General features: G+C 69.7%; 12 protein-coding genes and 1 pseudogene. 1 reads left to right on the top strand and 12 read right to left on the bottom strand.

Annotation, left to right across the window (positions count from 1 at the left end):
• Positions 1-15: 15 nt before the first annotated feature.
• The 3 genes and pseudogenes from ACFV2X_RS07395 to ACFV2X_RS07385 form a co-directional block, all read right to left on the bottom strand.
• Positions 16-1,236: an extracellular solute-binding protein gene (locus ACFV2X_RS07395; protein ID WP_385612612.1), complete on the bottom strand. Its 1,221-nt coding sequence runs from the start codon at positions 1,234-1,236 to the stop codon at positions 16-18.
• Between the two features lie 103 nt (positions 1,237-1,339).
• Complete coding sequence (locus ACFV2X_RS07390) at positions 1,340-2,350, bottom strand: LacI family DNA-binding transcriptional regulator (RefSeq protein ID WP_385612609.1); 1,011 nt, start codon at positions 2,348-2,350, stop codon at positions 1,340-1,342.
• Between the two features lie 201 nt (positions 2,351-2,551).
• Positions 2,552-2,671, bottom strand: a pseudogene (locus ACFV2X_RS07385) (IS110 family transposase); the annotation flags it as partial.
• A gap of 73 nt (positions 2,672-2,744) precedes the next feature.
• Here ACFV2X_RS07385 and ACFV2X_RS07380 point away from each other — a divergent pair.
• The gene (locus ACFV2X_RS07380) at positions 2,745-3,110 is read left to right on the top strand and encodes a hypothetical protein (RefSeq protein WP_385612606.1); all 366 of its coding nucleotides are present in this window, start codon (positions 2,745-2,747) and stop codon (positions 3,108-3,110) included.
• A 194-nt stretch (positions 3,111-3,304) separates the two neighbouring features.
• On the opposite strand, the gene ykgO is transcribed toward ACFV2X_RS07380, so the two are convergent.
• The 9 genes from ykgO to ACFV2X_RS07335 all read right to left on the bottom strand — a co-directional run bounded on the left by ykgO (position 3,305) and on the right by ACFV2X_RS07335 (position 13,647).
• Positions 3,305-3,427, bottom strand: a complete 123-nt coding sequence (gene ykgO / locus ACFV2X_RS07375) for a type B 50S ribosomal protein L36 (protein ID WP_385612603.1) — start codon at positions 3,425-3,427, stop codon at positions 3,305-3,307.
• Between the two features lie 35 nt (positions 3,428-3,462).
• The gene (locus ACFV2X_RS07370) at positions 3,463-3,723 is read right to left on the bottom strand and encodes a type B 50S ribosomal protein L31 (protein WP_385612600.1); all 261 of its coding nucleotides are present in this window, start codon (positions 3,721-3,723) and stop codon (positions 3,463-3,465) included.
• A 50-nt stretch (positions 3,724-3,773) separates the two neighbouring features.
• Positions 3,774-3,938, bottom strand: a complete 165-nt coding sequence (gene rpmG / locus ACFV2X_RS07365) for a 50S ribosomal protein L33 (protein ID WP_352129999.1) — start codon at positions 3,936-3,938, stop codon at positions 3,774-3,776.
• Positions 3,939-4,148: 210 nt separating this feature from the next.
• A complete protein-coding gene (locus ACFV2X_RS07360) occupies positions 4,149-4,451 on the bottom strand; it encodes a Na+/H+ antiporter NhaA (protein WP_385612597.1) in 303 nt (100 codons plus the stop codon).
• A 162-nt stretch (positions 4,452-4,613) separates the two neighbouring features.
• Positions 4,614-5,384 carry a pirin family protein gene (locus ACFV2X_RS07355; RefSeq protein ID WP_385612594.1) on the bottom strand — a complete coding sequence of 257 codons (771 nt, stop codon included), beginning with the start codon at positions 5,382-5,384 and terminating at the stop codon, positions 4,614-4,616.
• A 37-nt stretch (positions 5,385-5,421) separates the two neighbouring features.
• Positions 5,422-5,616, bottom strand: coding sequence for a hypothetical protein (locus ACFV2X_RS07350; protein ID WP_179284898.1), 195 nt, complete (start codon positions 5,614-5,616; stop codon positions 5,422-5,424).
• A 418-nt stretch (positions 5,617-6,034) separates the two neighbouring features.
• Positions 6,035-8,581: a type I polyketide synthase gene (locus tag ACFV2X_RS07345; protein WP_385612590.1), complete on the bottom strand. Its 2,547-nt coding sequence runs from the start codon at positions 8,579-8,581 to the stop codon at positions 6,035-6,037.
• Positions 8,582-8,592: 11 nt separating this feature from the next.
• On the bottom strand, positions 8,593-9,729 hold the full coding sequence (locus ACFV2X_RS07340; protein ID WP_385612587.1) for an OzmP: 1,137 nt from the start codon (positions 9,727-9,729) through the stop codon (positions 8,593-8,595).
• A gap of 60 nt (positions 9,730-9,789) precedes the next feature.
• Positions 9,790-13,647: an amino acid adenylation domain-containing protein gene (locus ACFV2X_RS07335; protein WP_385612584.1), complete on the bottom strand. Its 3,858-nt coding sequence runs from the start codon at positions 13,645-13,647 to the stop codon at positions 9,790-9,792.
• Positions 13,648-13,673: the final 26 nt, after the last annotated feature.

Raw genomic sequence — 13,673 nt, 5'->3', positions numbered from 1 at the left:
GGGTACCTCGCCTGATCAGTGGTCTGCCGACTGGGCCTGGCGCTGGGCGTCCGCGAGGGCCTTCGCCGGGCTCAGCTGTCCGGTCACGGCCTGTTGGAGTGCGGTGCGCAGCGCCTCGGAGACGGTCGGGTAGGCGGTGCCGAGTTCGGCTGTGCGGGACCGGGCCGTGGGCGCGCTGGCCACGAACGGGGCGAGCTCCGGCTGCTTCTTCACCAGCCGCTGCGCGACGGCCGGGTCAGCGGGGATGTCGGCGCGCAGCTGGGCCCACTGGAGCATATGGTCGCGGCTGAGCACGCAGTTGAGGACCTTGAGGGCCCGGTCCTGCTTGTCTCCCTTCGGTACCGCCCAGGTCTCGCCGCCGAGCGGGGTGACCGGTGCGCCGCCGCTGCGCCGCGTGGGAAGCGGGACGACGCCGTAGTCGAGCCCCTTCTGCGCGCCGAGTGAGGCCAGCTGCCAGGACCCGTTGATCATCATCGCGGCGTGGCGGCCGATGAACTGCTCCGCCACATCCGACTGCTGCCAGTTCAGTGCCGACGTGGACACCGATCCGTCGCGGAACAGCGACGTCCAGTACGTGAGCGCGGAGCGGGACCGGGCCGAGTCCAGCTGTCCGAGGTCCGCGCCGGCACCCCAGAAGAAGGGTTCGTAACTCCAGGTGCCCTCCTCGGTGGCGACGGCGGACAGCGCGAGTCCGTAGCGATGGCCCACGGTCAGCTTCGCCGCGGTCTCCCGAAGCTCTTTCCAGGTAGTGGGAGGTTCGAGGCCGGCCTTCTCGAAGACGGCCTTGTCGTAGAAGAGCGCGAGCCCGTTCACGCCCGGGGCGACGCCGTACAGCTTGTTCTGATAGGTGCCGGCCTTGAGCACGCTGTCGTAGAAGCCGTCGGTGCGCACTCGCCCCTCAAGCGGCAGGAGAGCGCCGGTCGAGGCGAGTTTGGGCAGATCGGGATTGTCGCTGAGGACCAGATCCGGGAGGCTCTTCGCGGCTCCGTCCCGCAGGAGTTTGGGCACCAACTGGGCGCGGGGCATGACCTCGCGTTCGACGGTGACGCCGACCCGGTGTCCGCAGGACCGGAGGATCTTGGTGAGTGCGGTGTTGCCCGGCTCAGCGGTGTAGTAGTCCGTGACGGTCAGGGTGTTCGGCGGTGTCTCGGCCGTGATGAGACCGCAGCCGCTGAGCGTCGCGGTCAGGGCGAGCGCGGCGCAGACGGCGGTGGCTGCGCGGGTGCACGGGGACAAAGGAGGTGCCCTTCGGGGTCGCAGGAGAGACCGCGCGCATGACTGCGGGCGGCATGGCGAGGGACGGCCGCTACGGCGAGGGGGGTGCCGGCCGGGTGGGAAGCTACGGCGCAGGGTGGAGGGGGCGGAGAGGTGAGGGCGGGCCGGCGCTGGCCCGGACGGTGAGCCGCGGTTCCAGCAGGACCGGAGGCTCGCCCGCTCCCCTGGTCCCCTGATCGATCCGCCGCCTGAGCAACTCGATGGCTTTTTCGGTGAGTCCGGCGGCCGGTACGGCGATCGAGCTGAGCGGAGGCGTGCCTGCCGTCGCCACCGCGTCCGAGCCCAGCACGACCAGCGACATGTCCTCGGGCACAGCACGGCCGAAACTGCGCAGCAAGGGCGTCAGATGAGGGGTGGCCGCTTCGTTCTGCACGATCAGCGCGGTGGCGTCCGGGCGCTCCTGGAGCACCCGGGTCAGGGTGCCCGCCGTGCTGTCCCAGTCTCCTTCAACCGGCCTGTGGATGAGCCGGACACCGCGGGCGGCGGCCCGCTCCAGCGCTCCCGCGACGGTCCGCACGGCGAATCCGGTCCGGCGCCGGTACGCGGCCTCGGGGGCGCCCAGAAGGATCACCTCACGATGGCCGAGGTCGGCGAGATGGTCGACGCACAGGTGGCCGGCCGCGCGGAAGTCCAGGTCGACACAGGCCAGCCCGGCGGGATCGTGGGGCAGGCCGATGAGCACCGTGGGGACGGGCAGGCCGCGCACCGTTTCCAGCCGCGGGTCATGAATCCCGATGTCCATGAGGATCAGCCCATCGAACAGCACCGCGTCCAGCACGCTGTGCTCGGCGTGGTCGGTGAGCAGCAGGACGTTGCAGTCGTGGCGGCGGGCGGCGACGCTCGCGGACAGCATGAACTCGGCGAGCAGTGGACGGTGCGCTCCGTCGTCGACGCGCACGGCCAGCCCGATGGTGTGCGAGCGGGCGGAAGCCGGTGGCCGGTAGCCCAGGCTGGCGATGGAGTCGAGGACTCGGCGGCGGGTCGGCGGGGAGATGGGGCGCTTCCCGCTGAGCACGTAGGAGACGGTGCTGACCGCGACACCCGCGTGCCGTGCCACCTCGGTGATACCGACCATACTGTGCTGCCCGTCTTCCGTCTCCGTAGCCCATGTCCGTCTGCCCGTCGAAGGGGTTCGACGCATCGGCGATGCGCTTTCAACTGCGCACGGCATCGGCGAGATTAGGTAGGGGAAGCAGGGCAGTCCATAGATCGCGGAAATTTCGACGGATTTCGACGCACGGACTCGTAGGCGAGTTCCGGGCGGCGTAGTGAACCGGCGTGGGGTTCGGAGTTCGTAGAAGGTGCCGTCGCGGAGCATCGCGGACAGCACCCTGACGCGGTGGCGGGCCAGACGGAGGAGGCTTTGTGTATGGGTCTTTCCGCGGGCCCGACACCGGCCGCAGAATCAGCTTGCGGAGTAGTTCGAATCCTATGCTGGTCCGCAGCAGCACAGGGGGAAGGGGCAGCGGATGGACTGGTTCTGGTGGGTTCTCATCGTCTTTTGGACGGGCGGCTTCGCGTGGGCAGCTGACAACGTCCGCACTGCACTGCGCAATCGGCATGAGCGCAAATTGCAGCTGCTGGAGGCGGCGAAACAGGAACGTTTGGCCGTCGACGCAGCGCACAAGCCTCCGGAGCCAGTGTGCGGATGCACGCACCATCTCGCCAAACACGACAAGCAGGGCCACTGCCACGAACGCGTCGAGGTGCCAACGGCTTGGGACGAGAACAAGAAGCCGCTGCGTTATGAGGCTGGTCAGTGCAACTGCCAGCAGTACGTGGGGCCGCAGCCTCTGTCGCAGGTGTTCGCGGAGGACCTGACAGATCTCGCGTGACCGGGATGGCGGGACCGCGGTTGTGTCGTGGTTCGGTGGTCCGCTGATGCCGTCGGCGAAGGTGACGGCAGTGTTCTGTTCGACGGCCTGCCGCTCGTGTCGACCGTCCAGCTTCGGCTGTGTACTGCTCTCGGCAGCATGGCCCGGCACCGTGTGCGCGGTGCCGGGCCGTGAGCGTGCCGACGGGTGAGCGGTCAGCCCTGGCGGGCCTTGAAGCGTGGGTCCTTCTTGTTGATCACGAAGGCCACGCCACGGCGGCGCACCACCTGGGCGCCGGGCTTGGTCTTCAAGGAGCGCAGGGACTTGCGTACCTTCATCGCGGTCTCCTTCCAGGATCGAACGGGTCCAGCGATCAGTGGCGCGTGGGGGCGGTGCGGCCGTAGCGCCGCTCGAAGCGCTCCACCCGGCCCGCGGTGTCCAGGACCCGCGAGGTGCCGGTGTAGAACGGGTGGCTCGCCGACGAGATCTCGACGTCGACGACCGGATACGTGGCGCCGTCCTCCCACTCGACCGTCTGCTGGGCGTCGATGGTGGAGCGGGTGAGCAGCTGGAATCCCGATGCGCGGTCGCGGAAGACAACGGGGCGGGAGCTGGGGTGGATGCCGGACCTCATGGGTTGTGCCTCCTCAGGGGGCCTCCGTCGCCGGACGACGGAGGCAGGTGTCAACGTTCTTCGCGGAACAGGACGTGCTCGCCGACCACCGGGTCGTACTTGCGCAGGACCAGCCGGTCGGGGTCGTTCAAACGGTTCTTACGGGTCACGTAGGTGACTCCGGTACCGGCCGTCGACTTCAGCTTGACGACAGGCCGCGTGGTGCTGCGTGCCATGGGGACTCCTTTCGCCACCATCCGAAGGGCTCGATTGACTCGGCCACGTCAGATGTCCCGTTCAACCACATCACCCGGCACCACATTCCCGGTGGTGACCGTCTCAGCGAGCACCGACCGCCGCGCTCCCGGGCGGCGCGCACGGCTGCCGACAGGCTGTCGTGCATGTCCCAGTAGCGGCCCTGCGCTGCCGCCGCCTCGGCGGCCGGCTCAGCGTGCACGTTCGGGCATTCGGAGTCCGCCGTACTCCACGATCGTCACCGGCGCGTGCCGAGGCCCGCGGACGTGGTCCCGGTCGGGATCGACCGGGACCACCAGGTCGGTGATCGTCTCGGCGTCGCCGAGCAGCGCCGCCATGGCGAGGCCGATGACCACGGGATCGACGCCCGACTCCAGTAGCGCGACCCACCCCACGAGGGCCAGCGGAGCGTAGACGACGCCCCGGCGTACCCCGAGCCCGCGGACGAGCAGGACGACGCCGAACACCGCGACCGCGACGAGCGGGGCCGACACGTCGACCTGCTCACTGTCGGCGACGGCTATGACACCCAGAGCGAGGAAGGCCGTCGACCACCGTGACGGTCCGGATGAAGAGGGGCACGTCTGCGAAGCCGGCCACGGCCCTGGGAGCGGGCAGTGTCCAGAGCACACCCGATGCAGATGCTGAGCTGAGTTTTACCAGCCTTGAACGGTGGCGTGCATTTCCCAGACGAGGATTTCGGCGGGTTCGTCGGCGGTGATCCGCTGGCCTCCGGTTGCGGTGAAGCGCACGGAATCCCCGGCTTCGAGCTTTCCGGATGCCTCCAGCGTGACGGTGCCGCGGGGAACGAAGAGGTGAAGGAACGGCGCCTCGGGAAGGAGCGCCGAGTCGCCCGGGTTCAGTCGTGCCGCGTGCAGCCCGGCGTACTTGTTCTTGATGCGGATCGCCGATGCGTCGGCATGCCGGTCCATTCCCGAGGCCACGGTGACCAGGCCGCCGTGCAACAGTGCATCGTCGATCTCCAACTGTTCGTAGCCGGGAGTGATGCCCTCCTCGTCGGGCACGACCCACATCTGCACGAAGTGCACGGGGTCGGCGTGGGGGCTGACGCCCTCAAGTCGCCAGGAGTCGTTCTTCTCCGAATGCAGGATGCCCGTCCCGGCGCTCATGCGCTGGGCGAGTCCGGGGTAGATCAGCCCGGAGTGGCCGGTGGAGTCCTGGTGGACCAGTGACCCCTGCAGCACCCACGTGACGATCTCCATGTCCTGGTGTGGATGCGTTTCGAAGCCGGTGCCGGCGGTGACGATGTCGTCGTTGTTGACCAGCAGCAGTCCATGGTGGGTGTTCTGAGGGTCGTAGTGGCGCGAGAAGGAGAAGGAGTGCTTGGAATCCAGCCAGGACAGCTGTGTTTTGTACCGTTCCCGGCCGCGGCGGATGTCCACCGTCGGTTGCAGAGCAGCGGTCATCGCATGCGTCCTTTCCACCCCCGGTGTACCGCCGCGCTCACAGCCGTCCCCGGGCGCCCGACGGAACTGTCACCGCCGGCACAGCGTCGTCGGCTCCCCGAGCGGCGACGTGCAGTTGTGCGCAGTGCTGGTCGGCGATCTCGGCACAGATGTCGGCCGCCTGCTCGCAGAGTGGGTTGCCGAAGTCCGCGGCGGCCAACGCCATGATCATCTTGTAGCGGAGGTCATCCATGTCCGCCTCCGGAAGTTCGGGGGGTCGGCAGCCTCCAGGCTAGGCGCACCCGTGTGCCGCCGCCATCCGTAAGACCGTCCCGCACCATGGAGCAGAACCGGCGGTGGCATTGCCTCCATGGTCACGAACGTGGAGGAGTGTCATGGACGTCACGGCAAAGGTGCACACAGCCTTCAGACGTCTTATGGATGTCACATTGCTGTCGGGACGTGGGTAGCGACGAGGTCGGTGGGGCCGATTTCGCGGTGGGAGCACGGTGTCGTGCTCCCACCGCGCGAAAGGGGGAGGGCGGACCGCTGGTGATCTCGCCCGGCCGGTTTTCGCAGGCAGCTCGTACGCGGGGTTCCTGGCTGCCGGGGTGCGCCCGCGTCAAGGCAGGGCAAAGCCCGTTGTCGTCCGCAGTTGTACGGGAGGAGGGTCAGGACTGGCCGGTGTGGCGGGCGGCCGCGCGCTGGGCCCGCCGGGAGGTCCGGATGCCGTCCTGCTGGGGCGGGGACTCCTCGACCAGGCCGAGGACGATGGCCAGGTGCTCGGAGAAGGAGCGGATCGTGGGGTACTCGACGAACGCGGACGCCTCCACCTGCTCGCCCAGCGCGTCGCCGAGGTGAGCGGTGACGTCGATCAGGATGAGCGAGTCCAGACCCATGTCGAACAGATTGCGGTCGGTCTCCGGGAGCCCGCCTGCCTCCCTGCCCAGGACCGTGGCGATCTTTTGCTGCACGAACTCGGTGATGATGTCGACACGTTCGTGCCCGACGGCCGCGGCGAGCCGCTCGGGCAGGGTGTCGGGCTCCGATGTGCGCCGCGCGGTGCGGTGTTCGGGTTCGACCCAGTGACGCGTGCGCTCGAACGGGTAGTGCGGCAGCGGGACACGGCAGCGCTGCTCGCCGCCGTAGAACGCGTCCCAGTCGACGTCGGCTCCCGCGGTCCACACCGTCGCCAGGTCGTGTGCGGTGCGGTGCAAGCCTGGCGGAGTGGTGCCGTCGGGCTGGAGGCGCAGCAGCAGGGCGCCCGGGGGAGTGTCGGAGGGCGTCCGCGGAGCGCCGGTCCAGGTGTCCGGGTCCGTGTCGAGCAGGCGCAGTGCCTCCGGGACGGTGAGCTCGCCGGACAGACAGGCGGCGACGAGCCGGGCTACTGGGCCGCCGGTCACGGCGGCGGGCCGCACACCCCACGCGGTGAACAGGCGGGCGGCGGCCAGCTGGGCGACCAGGGCCGCTGCCGTGTCGTCGGAGCCCAGCAGCGCTTCGGCGTCCGTGCCGTCCGTGCCGGTCACTGCCTGGATTTCCGCGCGGTAGGCGGGCAGTGCGCGCAGCAGCGCCACGGCGTGGGTGCCGCCGTCCCCGAGCCGGTCGGCCACGCCGTAGACCACATCGGGGCGGTCGTCAGCGACATCCCCGGTGATCAGCTGCTCGCGATCCGCGAGGGCGAGGGCGAGGGCTGCCTCGCGCAGGTCGGAGCAGACCACGGCGCAGCGGTGACGATGGGCGCGGCGGCCGACGCCGAGCGTCTTTGCCACGTCGGCGGGCGAGAGTTCCGGATGGATCCGCAGGTGCCGGGCCAGGTCGGCCATGGCCCGCTGCAGGGCCTGCGGCGAGCGGGCCGAGAGCACCAGGAGCTCGGCCGGGCGGGGCTTCGACGTCGCCGGGCGGGCCGGCGGCGCCTCCAGGACGACATGCGCGTTGGTGCCGCCGATCCCGAACGCGCTGACGCCGGCGCGGCGCGGCGCGCCGTCGGTGGCGGGCCAGTCGGTGAGTTCGGTGGCGACGTGGAACGGCCCGGCGTCGAAGTCGATCTCCGGGTTGGGCGACTCGAAGTTCAGGCTGGGGACCAGCTCGCCATGGCGCAGCATCAGCGATGTCTTGATCAGGCCCGCCATGCCCGCGGCGACGTCGAGATGGCCGATGTTGGTCTTCACCGAGCCGATCGCGCAGCGGCCGATCTCCTCGCTGTCCTCGGTGAACACGGCGTTGAGCGCGGTCACTTCGATGGGGTCGCCGAGCGGTGTTCCCGTGCCGTGCGCCTCGAGGTATCCGATGGTGTGCGGCGGGCAGTCGGCGATCTGCTGAGCGTCGCGGATGACGGCCGCCTGGCCCTCGACGGTCGGAGCGGTGTATCCGGCCTTCGCCGCACCGTCGTTGTTGACCGCGGTGCCCTTGATGACCGCGTGGATGAAGTCGCCGTCAGTGAGGGCGTCGCGCAGCCGCTTGAGGACCACCACACCGACGCCGTCCCCGACGATGGTGCCCTGCGCCTTGGCATCGAAGGCGCGGCAGTGTCCGTCCAGGGAAAGGATCATGCCTTCCTGGTAGCGGTACCCCTTCCGCTGGGGCACCTTGATGTGCACCGCTCCGGCCAGTGCCGCGTCGCAGTCCCCGCTGATCAGGCTGAGGCAGGCGGTGTGCACGGCGACCAGTGAGGTGGAGCACGCGGTGTTGACGCTGAGACTGGGGCCCCGCAGGTCCAACTTGTAGGACACCCGCGTGGCCAGGAAGTCCTTGTCGTTGGCGAGCATCAGCCGGTAGTCGTCGAGGGTGGAGGCGTTGCGGTAGCGGTCGTGGAGGTTGTGCAGCAGGTACGTGTTCAGGCCGGCGCCCGCGTACACGCCGATGGTGCCGTCGTAGGCGCCGGGATCGTATCCGGCATCCTCCAGCGCTTCCAGGGCGCATTCGAGGAACTGCCGTTGCTGCGGGTCGAGTATCTCCGCCTCGTCCGCGGTGACACGGAAGAGGCCGGCATCGAACTGGTCGATGTCGGGCAGCAGTTGGGCGGCCTTGACATAGCTCGGGTCATTGATGAGCTGCGGATCCACGCCCGCGGCGAGCAGTTCCTCGTCGGACAGGTAGGTCGTCGACTCCACGCCCTCCCGCAGATTGCGCCAGAAGGCATCCACGGAGGGAGCGCCCGGCAGGCGGCATGCCATGCCGATGATGGCGATATCGGATTCCCTGATGTCGTGCTGGTCCATCTCTGCCTCCTTCAGGCGAGCTTTATTCCCATACGGGTGGCCGTCGTGCGCATGTCGAGAAAACTGCGGGCCACGAAGTGGGCCGCGTTCTCGTCTCCATGGAGCTCCCTGAAGATCTCGACCAGCGCCGGCTCGTGTTCCCGCGGGTCGGCGTCACTCCGGGCAATGTCGAAGATGATGTCCTGGAGACGCTGCTCGATGTCCGGCAGATTCGCCGCGCGCGGGAACTTGATGCTGTAGGTGGAGCGGTCGTAGTTCTTGTTCTTTTTCACGGCGCGCAGGTAACTGGAAGCATTCAGCTTGTAGAACATGCAGCCCCAGTTCTTGAACGAGTAGTAGTTCAGCAGCGGATAAAGGGTGCAGTGGGTCTCCAGCGGCGAGGACTGGTAGAGCCCCTTTTCCTTCAGTTCCCGTACCATCGCGTCGGGGTCGTAGTCGTAGCGCATCGCGATGAACGGGAAGACGATTTTCGGAAGTTCCTCGTCGGTGGCGAACAGTACGTTCTCCAGTTCCTCCCCGAAGAGCCGACCGGTCAGCTCGCGGCCGAAGGTCTCGTAGAAACCGCGTGCGATCTCCCGGACGTTGGACTCCATGGTGAGGATCTGCTGCGGGTCCGCGCACAGGGCGATGTACGGGATCTTGTTGCGGATCGCGCAGAGGATGGCCCGGATGACGAAGAACGTCCGACAGGAGACGCACGGCAGTTTCTCGTCGAGATATTCTCCGGGCTTCTGCGGCGCGGGCCGGTTGAAGACGTCGCGCATCATCGTCGTGATGCCGGCCTCGTCCGAGTCCAGCACGAAGTGCGCGGGGATCTTCTCTTTCGCCAGTTTGATGTTGTCGGCGGCGTGCTCGCTCTCGAAGGGGATGTCGAAGGTATAGGCAAGGACACGCTTGCCGTATTCGTTGACGAACTTGTCCAGCATGTACGTGCTGTCCTTGCCGCCGCTGTACATGAACAGGCAGTCGAACTCGCCGTCGAGGTTGGGGCCGGCGGCGGTGAACTCCTCGAAGACCCGGTTGGTGTAGGTGAAGTTCTCCAGCAGTTCATCAGCCACTTCGAGGTTGCACAGGTTGCAGGTCCCGTTCTCGTCCAGGGTGATGCCGGGATGGCCCTCTCGCAGAGAGCACACGGCGCAGTGGGCCATGGGTCTTTCCCTTCACGGATGGTCGTACGTGGAATGACGCGGGCGGAATGACGTGTGTCGTCAGGTGGCGGTGGGGCCCGTTCCCCTCGTGGTGCGTCTGCGGCGCAGCCGTTCCAGCGACTCGCGCCGGGCCCGGGTCGGCCGGGCAGCGGCGGTCGGCCGTTGACCGACCGGCGGTGCGGCGAGGTGGCGGGCCATCTCGCCGACGGTGGGATAGCGGAACACGTCGACGCGGGTGACCGACGGATCCAGCGTGTCCCGCAACTCCTTGACCACGTGCATCAGCAGAAGGGAATTGCCGCCGAGGTCGAAGAAGTTGTCGCGCGGGCCGACCAGGGGCACGCCGAGCACCCGGCGCCAGACGGCGGCGACCGCCCGCTCGGTGTCGGTGGTGAGCGCGACCGGCCCGGCCTGGGCCCTGCCCTGCCCGGCCTGGGCCGGGCCGGGCAGGGCCTTGCGATCGACCTTGCCGTTGTGGGTGAGCGGCACCTCGTCCAGAACGACCACGGCCGCGGGCACCATGTAGCCGGGCAGCACACCGCGCAAGGCGTCGCGCAGTGCCGCGGTGTCCGGTTCCGTACCGGGGTCGGCCACCACGTAGGCGACGAGCCGACGGTCGCCGGGGCTGTCCTCGCGGACCACCGCGACCGCCTCCCGGATGCCCTGCCGGGCGCGCAGATGGTGCTCGATCTCGCCCAGTTCGATGCGGTAACCGTGCAGCTTGACCTGGCTGTCGATGCGATTGAGGTACTCCAGCCGGCCGTCGGCCAACTGCCGGACGAGGTCGCCGGTCCGGTACATCCGCGCACCGCCGGGCCCGAAGGGATCCTGTACGAACCGTTCGGCGGTGAGCTCGGGCCGCCCGAGGTATCCGTCGGCCACACCGTCCCCGCCGATGTACAGCTCCCCCGGTGTCCCCGGAGCGACGGGTTGGCCGAAGCGGTCCAGCACATAGCAGCGGGTGTTCGCCAGGGGACGGCCGATCGTCACCCGGTCACCGCGTTCGACGCGGCAGACCGTCGACCAGATGGTGGTCTCGGTGGGCCCGTACAGGTTCCACAGTTCCCCGGCCCTGGCGAGGAGTTCCTCGGCCAGGTCCGACGGCAGCGCCTCACCGCCGCACAGCGCCTTCAGGCCCGGATGTCCCGTCCAGCCCGCGGTGAGCAACATGCGCCAGGTGGCGGGCGTGGCCTGCATCATGGTGGGCCGGGTCCGCTCCAGCAGGGCTCCCAGGGCGAAGCCGTCCGCCGCTGTCTCGGCCGGCGCGATCTCCACCCGCGCACCCGTGATCAGCGGCAGGTACAGCTCCAGTCCCGCGATGTCGAAGCACACGGTGGTCACGGCCAGCAGCCGGTCGTGCTCGGCGCAGCCGAGTTGCCGGGTCATGGCGCACAGGAAGTTCGTCAGCGCGCGATGCCCGATCCGCACGCCCTTGGGTCTCCCGGTGGAGCCCGAGGTGTAGATGACGTATGCCGGGTCATCGGCACCGGCCGGGACGCACCGGCCGGCCGGGCGTTCCTGGTCCTCGTCGAGGAGCAGCAGGTCGGCGCGTACGCCGCTCAGGGCGGGCCGCAGCGCGGACTCGGTGACCACCAGCCGCAGTCGCGCGTCGTCGGCCATGGCGGCGATGCGCTCCGGCGGGTACACGGGGTCGAGAGGGACGTAGGCGGCACCCGACTTCAGCACGGCAAGCAGACCGACCAGCAGTTCCGGGGAGCGGCGCAGGGCCACGCCGACCAGCTCACCGGGGAGGGCGCCACGTGCGGCGAGTTCGGCCGCGAGCCGGTCGGACTGCTCGTCCAGCTCCCGGTAGGTGAGCGCGCGGTTCCCGCAGGCGACGGCGACCGCGTCGGGGCGGCGCCGGGCCTGGTCGGTGAAGAGTTGGTGCACGCAGAGGTGGGACGGGTAGTCGGCCGCGGTGTCGTTCCACTCCTCCAGCACACGTCCGCGCTCGTCGGGTGTCAGCTCCGCCACCTCGGTCACCGGTCGGCCGGGGTCGGCCGCGACGGCGTCGAGGAAGGCCGCGAACCGCGCGGCCGCCGCCGGGTCGGGGTCCGCCCAGCGCACCCATGAGCCGTCCTCGGCGATCCGCACGAGCCGGGTCGTCGCGAGACCGGTCGCCTCGTCGGGGAACGCGGCGCCGTCCGGGGCGGGTCCTGTGTGCAGTTCGATGCGGACCGGCCAGTCTGCCGTCCGCGGATCCCGGGCGGGGACGCCCATCGTCTCGTCGTCGTGCAGGAGGGACCGCACCTCGTCGTGGATCCGGGCGAAGGGCCTGCCGTCGGCGATGAACGGCAGGGGGAACGGAACGTGGGTCGGCACCGCCGGGTGGGGCGGGCAGGCGGCCAGGTGCCGCCAGCGCAGGGCGACCCCGGTGTCCGCCTCCTCCGTGCCGCGGGAGACGAAGGCCAGGACCGCGGCGAGCAGCAGCTCCGGATTGGCCATGTGCCGGGTGTCCAGCCGGACCACGTGGGCAGCCCCTGTGGGGTCGGCCTGCGGGCTGTTCAGCCGGGCCGTCCGCTCGGCCCAGTGCCGCTCCGCGTCGGGGCGGCACGCCGCCCGGCGCCGGGCCAGCGCGCCCGAGGCCGGGCCGGTCCCGGCGCACAGGTCTCCGGTCGGCAGGTCGGGTGCCTCGATCAGCGCCCTGAGCAGCGTCACCGTGTCGTGCAGTACCTGCCGGGCGACCGCGTCCGTCAGCTGCCGGCGGTCGTGGCCGAGCTTGAGGAGCAGCCGCTCGCCCTGATAGGCGCTGAGGGTGAGCGGGTAGTTGCTGCGTTCCTCCAGGTGGAAGTCGCGGTCCCGCCAGGCTCCGCCCCGCTGCCGCAGCTCGGCCTGGACGGTACGGCTTTCGAAGACGACGACGCTGTCGAACAGGGCGGAGCCGTCCGGGACGGCGCTGAGCCGGTGGATGCGGGGCAGCTCGATGTGCTCGCCGCGACGCAGGGCGAGATGCCCCTCGCGCAGGGCGCGCACCAGGTCGGCTCCGGTGGCCGAGGCGTCGAGAACCACGCGCAGCGGCAGGGTGTTGATCAGCAGGCCCACCATGTCGCGGCCTTCGGGCGCGAACGACCTGCGGGACTTGGTGACGCCGAACACCACGTCGCCGCGGCCGCTGTAGCTGCCCAGCAGCAGGGACCACGCGGCCTGGACGACGTTGTTGAGGGTGCCGCCGCACCGCTCGGCGAACGCGGCGGCGGCTTCCACCGTGTCCGCGTCCAGTTCCGCCCGGACGGTGCCGAAGGCGTCCTCGCCGGGGCCGAGTGTGCGCTCGGTGGTCACCACCAGCGGCGTGGGGCCGCGGACCCCGTCCAGGTACTCCCGCCAGAACGCCTCACCCGGCGCGGGGTCCTGCTCGGCGAGGTGACGCACATACGCCACGAACCCGGGCCGCGGTGTCAGCACGGCTTCGCGGCCCCCGACCGCGGCGTCGTACGACTCGAACAGCTCGGTCAGCAGCAGTGCGTAGGAGCGGCCGTCCATCAGCGCGTGGTGCGACGTCCACAGCAGCCGGTACTCGGCCTGGCCGATGCGCAGCAGGGCAAAGCGCGTCGGCGGTTCCTCGGTGAAGGCGAAGGGACGCCGGGCGTCCTCGCGCAGGAAACGGCGCAGGCGGCCGTCGGGGTCCGCGTCACCGCGCCAGTCGTCGCGGATCAGAGGGGCCCGGCCGTGCGGATGGACCACTTGGCGGGGAGCGGACGGGTCGTCCAGTACGAAGGTGGTGCGCAGCACCGGATGCCGGGCCACGAGGTCGTCCAGCGCCCGCTGCAGCACGGTCGCGTCGACGGCATGGCGCAGGGTGACGATCTTCTGTTGCACGTACACGCCGTCGTCCGGGGCGCTGAGGCTGTGTAACAGCATCCCGTGCTGAAGCGCGGTGAGCGGTGACTGGTACGGCTCTGCCGCCTGGTACGCCGTCATGACGTGCGGTTCCCTTCGTTCGTGCC

The sequence above is a fragment of the Streptomyces sp. NPDC059679 genome, from assembly GCF_042734105.1.
Lineage (GTDB): Bacteria > Actinomycetota > Actinomycetes > Streptomycetales > Streptomycetaceae > Streptomyces.
Note: the sequence above shows the minus strand (reverse complement) of the source record. Positions and strands in the feature narration are given on the sequence as shown.

Excerpts from the sequence above, each read along its gene's own strand:
- ACFV2X_RS07345 (WP_385612590.1), bottom strand. The coding sequence starts at position 8,581 with ATGGACCAGCACGACATCAGGGAATCCGATATCGCCATCATCGGCATG.
- ACFV2X_RS07340 (WP_385612587.1), bottom strand. The coding sequence starts at position 9,729 with ATGGCCCACTGCGCCGTGTGCTCTCTGCGAGAGGGCCATCCCGGCATC.
- ACFV2X_RS07355 (WP_385612594.1), bottom strand. The coding sequence starts at position 5,384 with ATGACCGCTGCTCTGCAACCGACGGTGGACATCCGCCGCGGCCGGGAA.
- rpmG (WP_352129999.1), bottom strand. The coding sequence starts at position 3,938 with ATGGCACGCAGCACCACGCGGCCTGTCGTCAAGCTGAAGTCGACGGCC.
- ACFV2X_RS07350 (WP_179284898.1), bottom strand. The coding sequence starts at position 5,616 with ATGGATGACCTCCGCTACAAGATGATCATGGCGTTGGCCGCCGCGGAC.
- ACFV2X_RS07380 (WP_385612606.1), top strand. The coding sequence starts at position 2,745 with ATGGACTGGTTCTGGTGGGTTCTCATCGTCTTTTGGACGGGCGGCTTC.
- ACFV2X_RS07335 (WP_385612584.1), bottom strand. The coding sequence starts at position 13,647 with ATGACGGCGTACCAGGCGGCAGAGCCGTACCAGTCACCGCTCACCGCG.
- ACFV2X_RS07390 (WP_385612609.1), bottom strand. The coding sequence starts at position 2,350 with ATGGTCGGTATCACCGAGGTGGCACGGCACGCGGGTGTCGCGGTCAGC.
- ACFV2X_RS07370 (WP_385612600.1), bottom strand. The coding sequence starts at position 3,723 with ATGAGGTCCGGCATCCACCCCAGCTCCCGCCCCGTTGTCTTCCGCGAC.
- ykgO (WP_385612603.1), bottom strand. The coding sequence starts at position 3,427 with ATGAAGGTACGCAAGTCCCTGCGCTCCTTGAAGACCAAGCCCGGCGCC.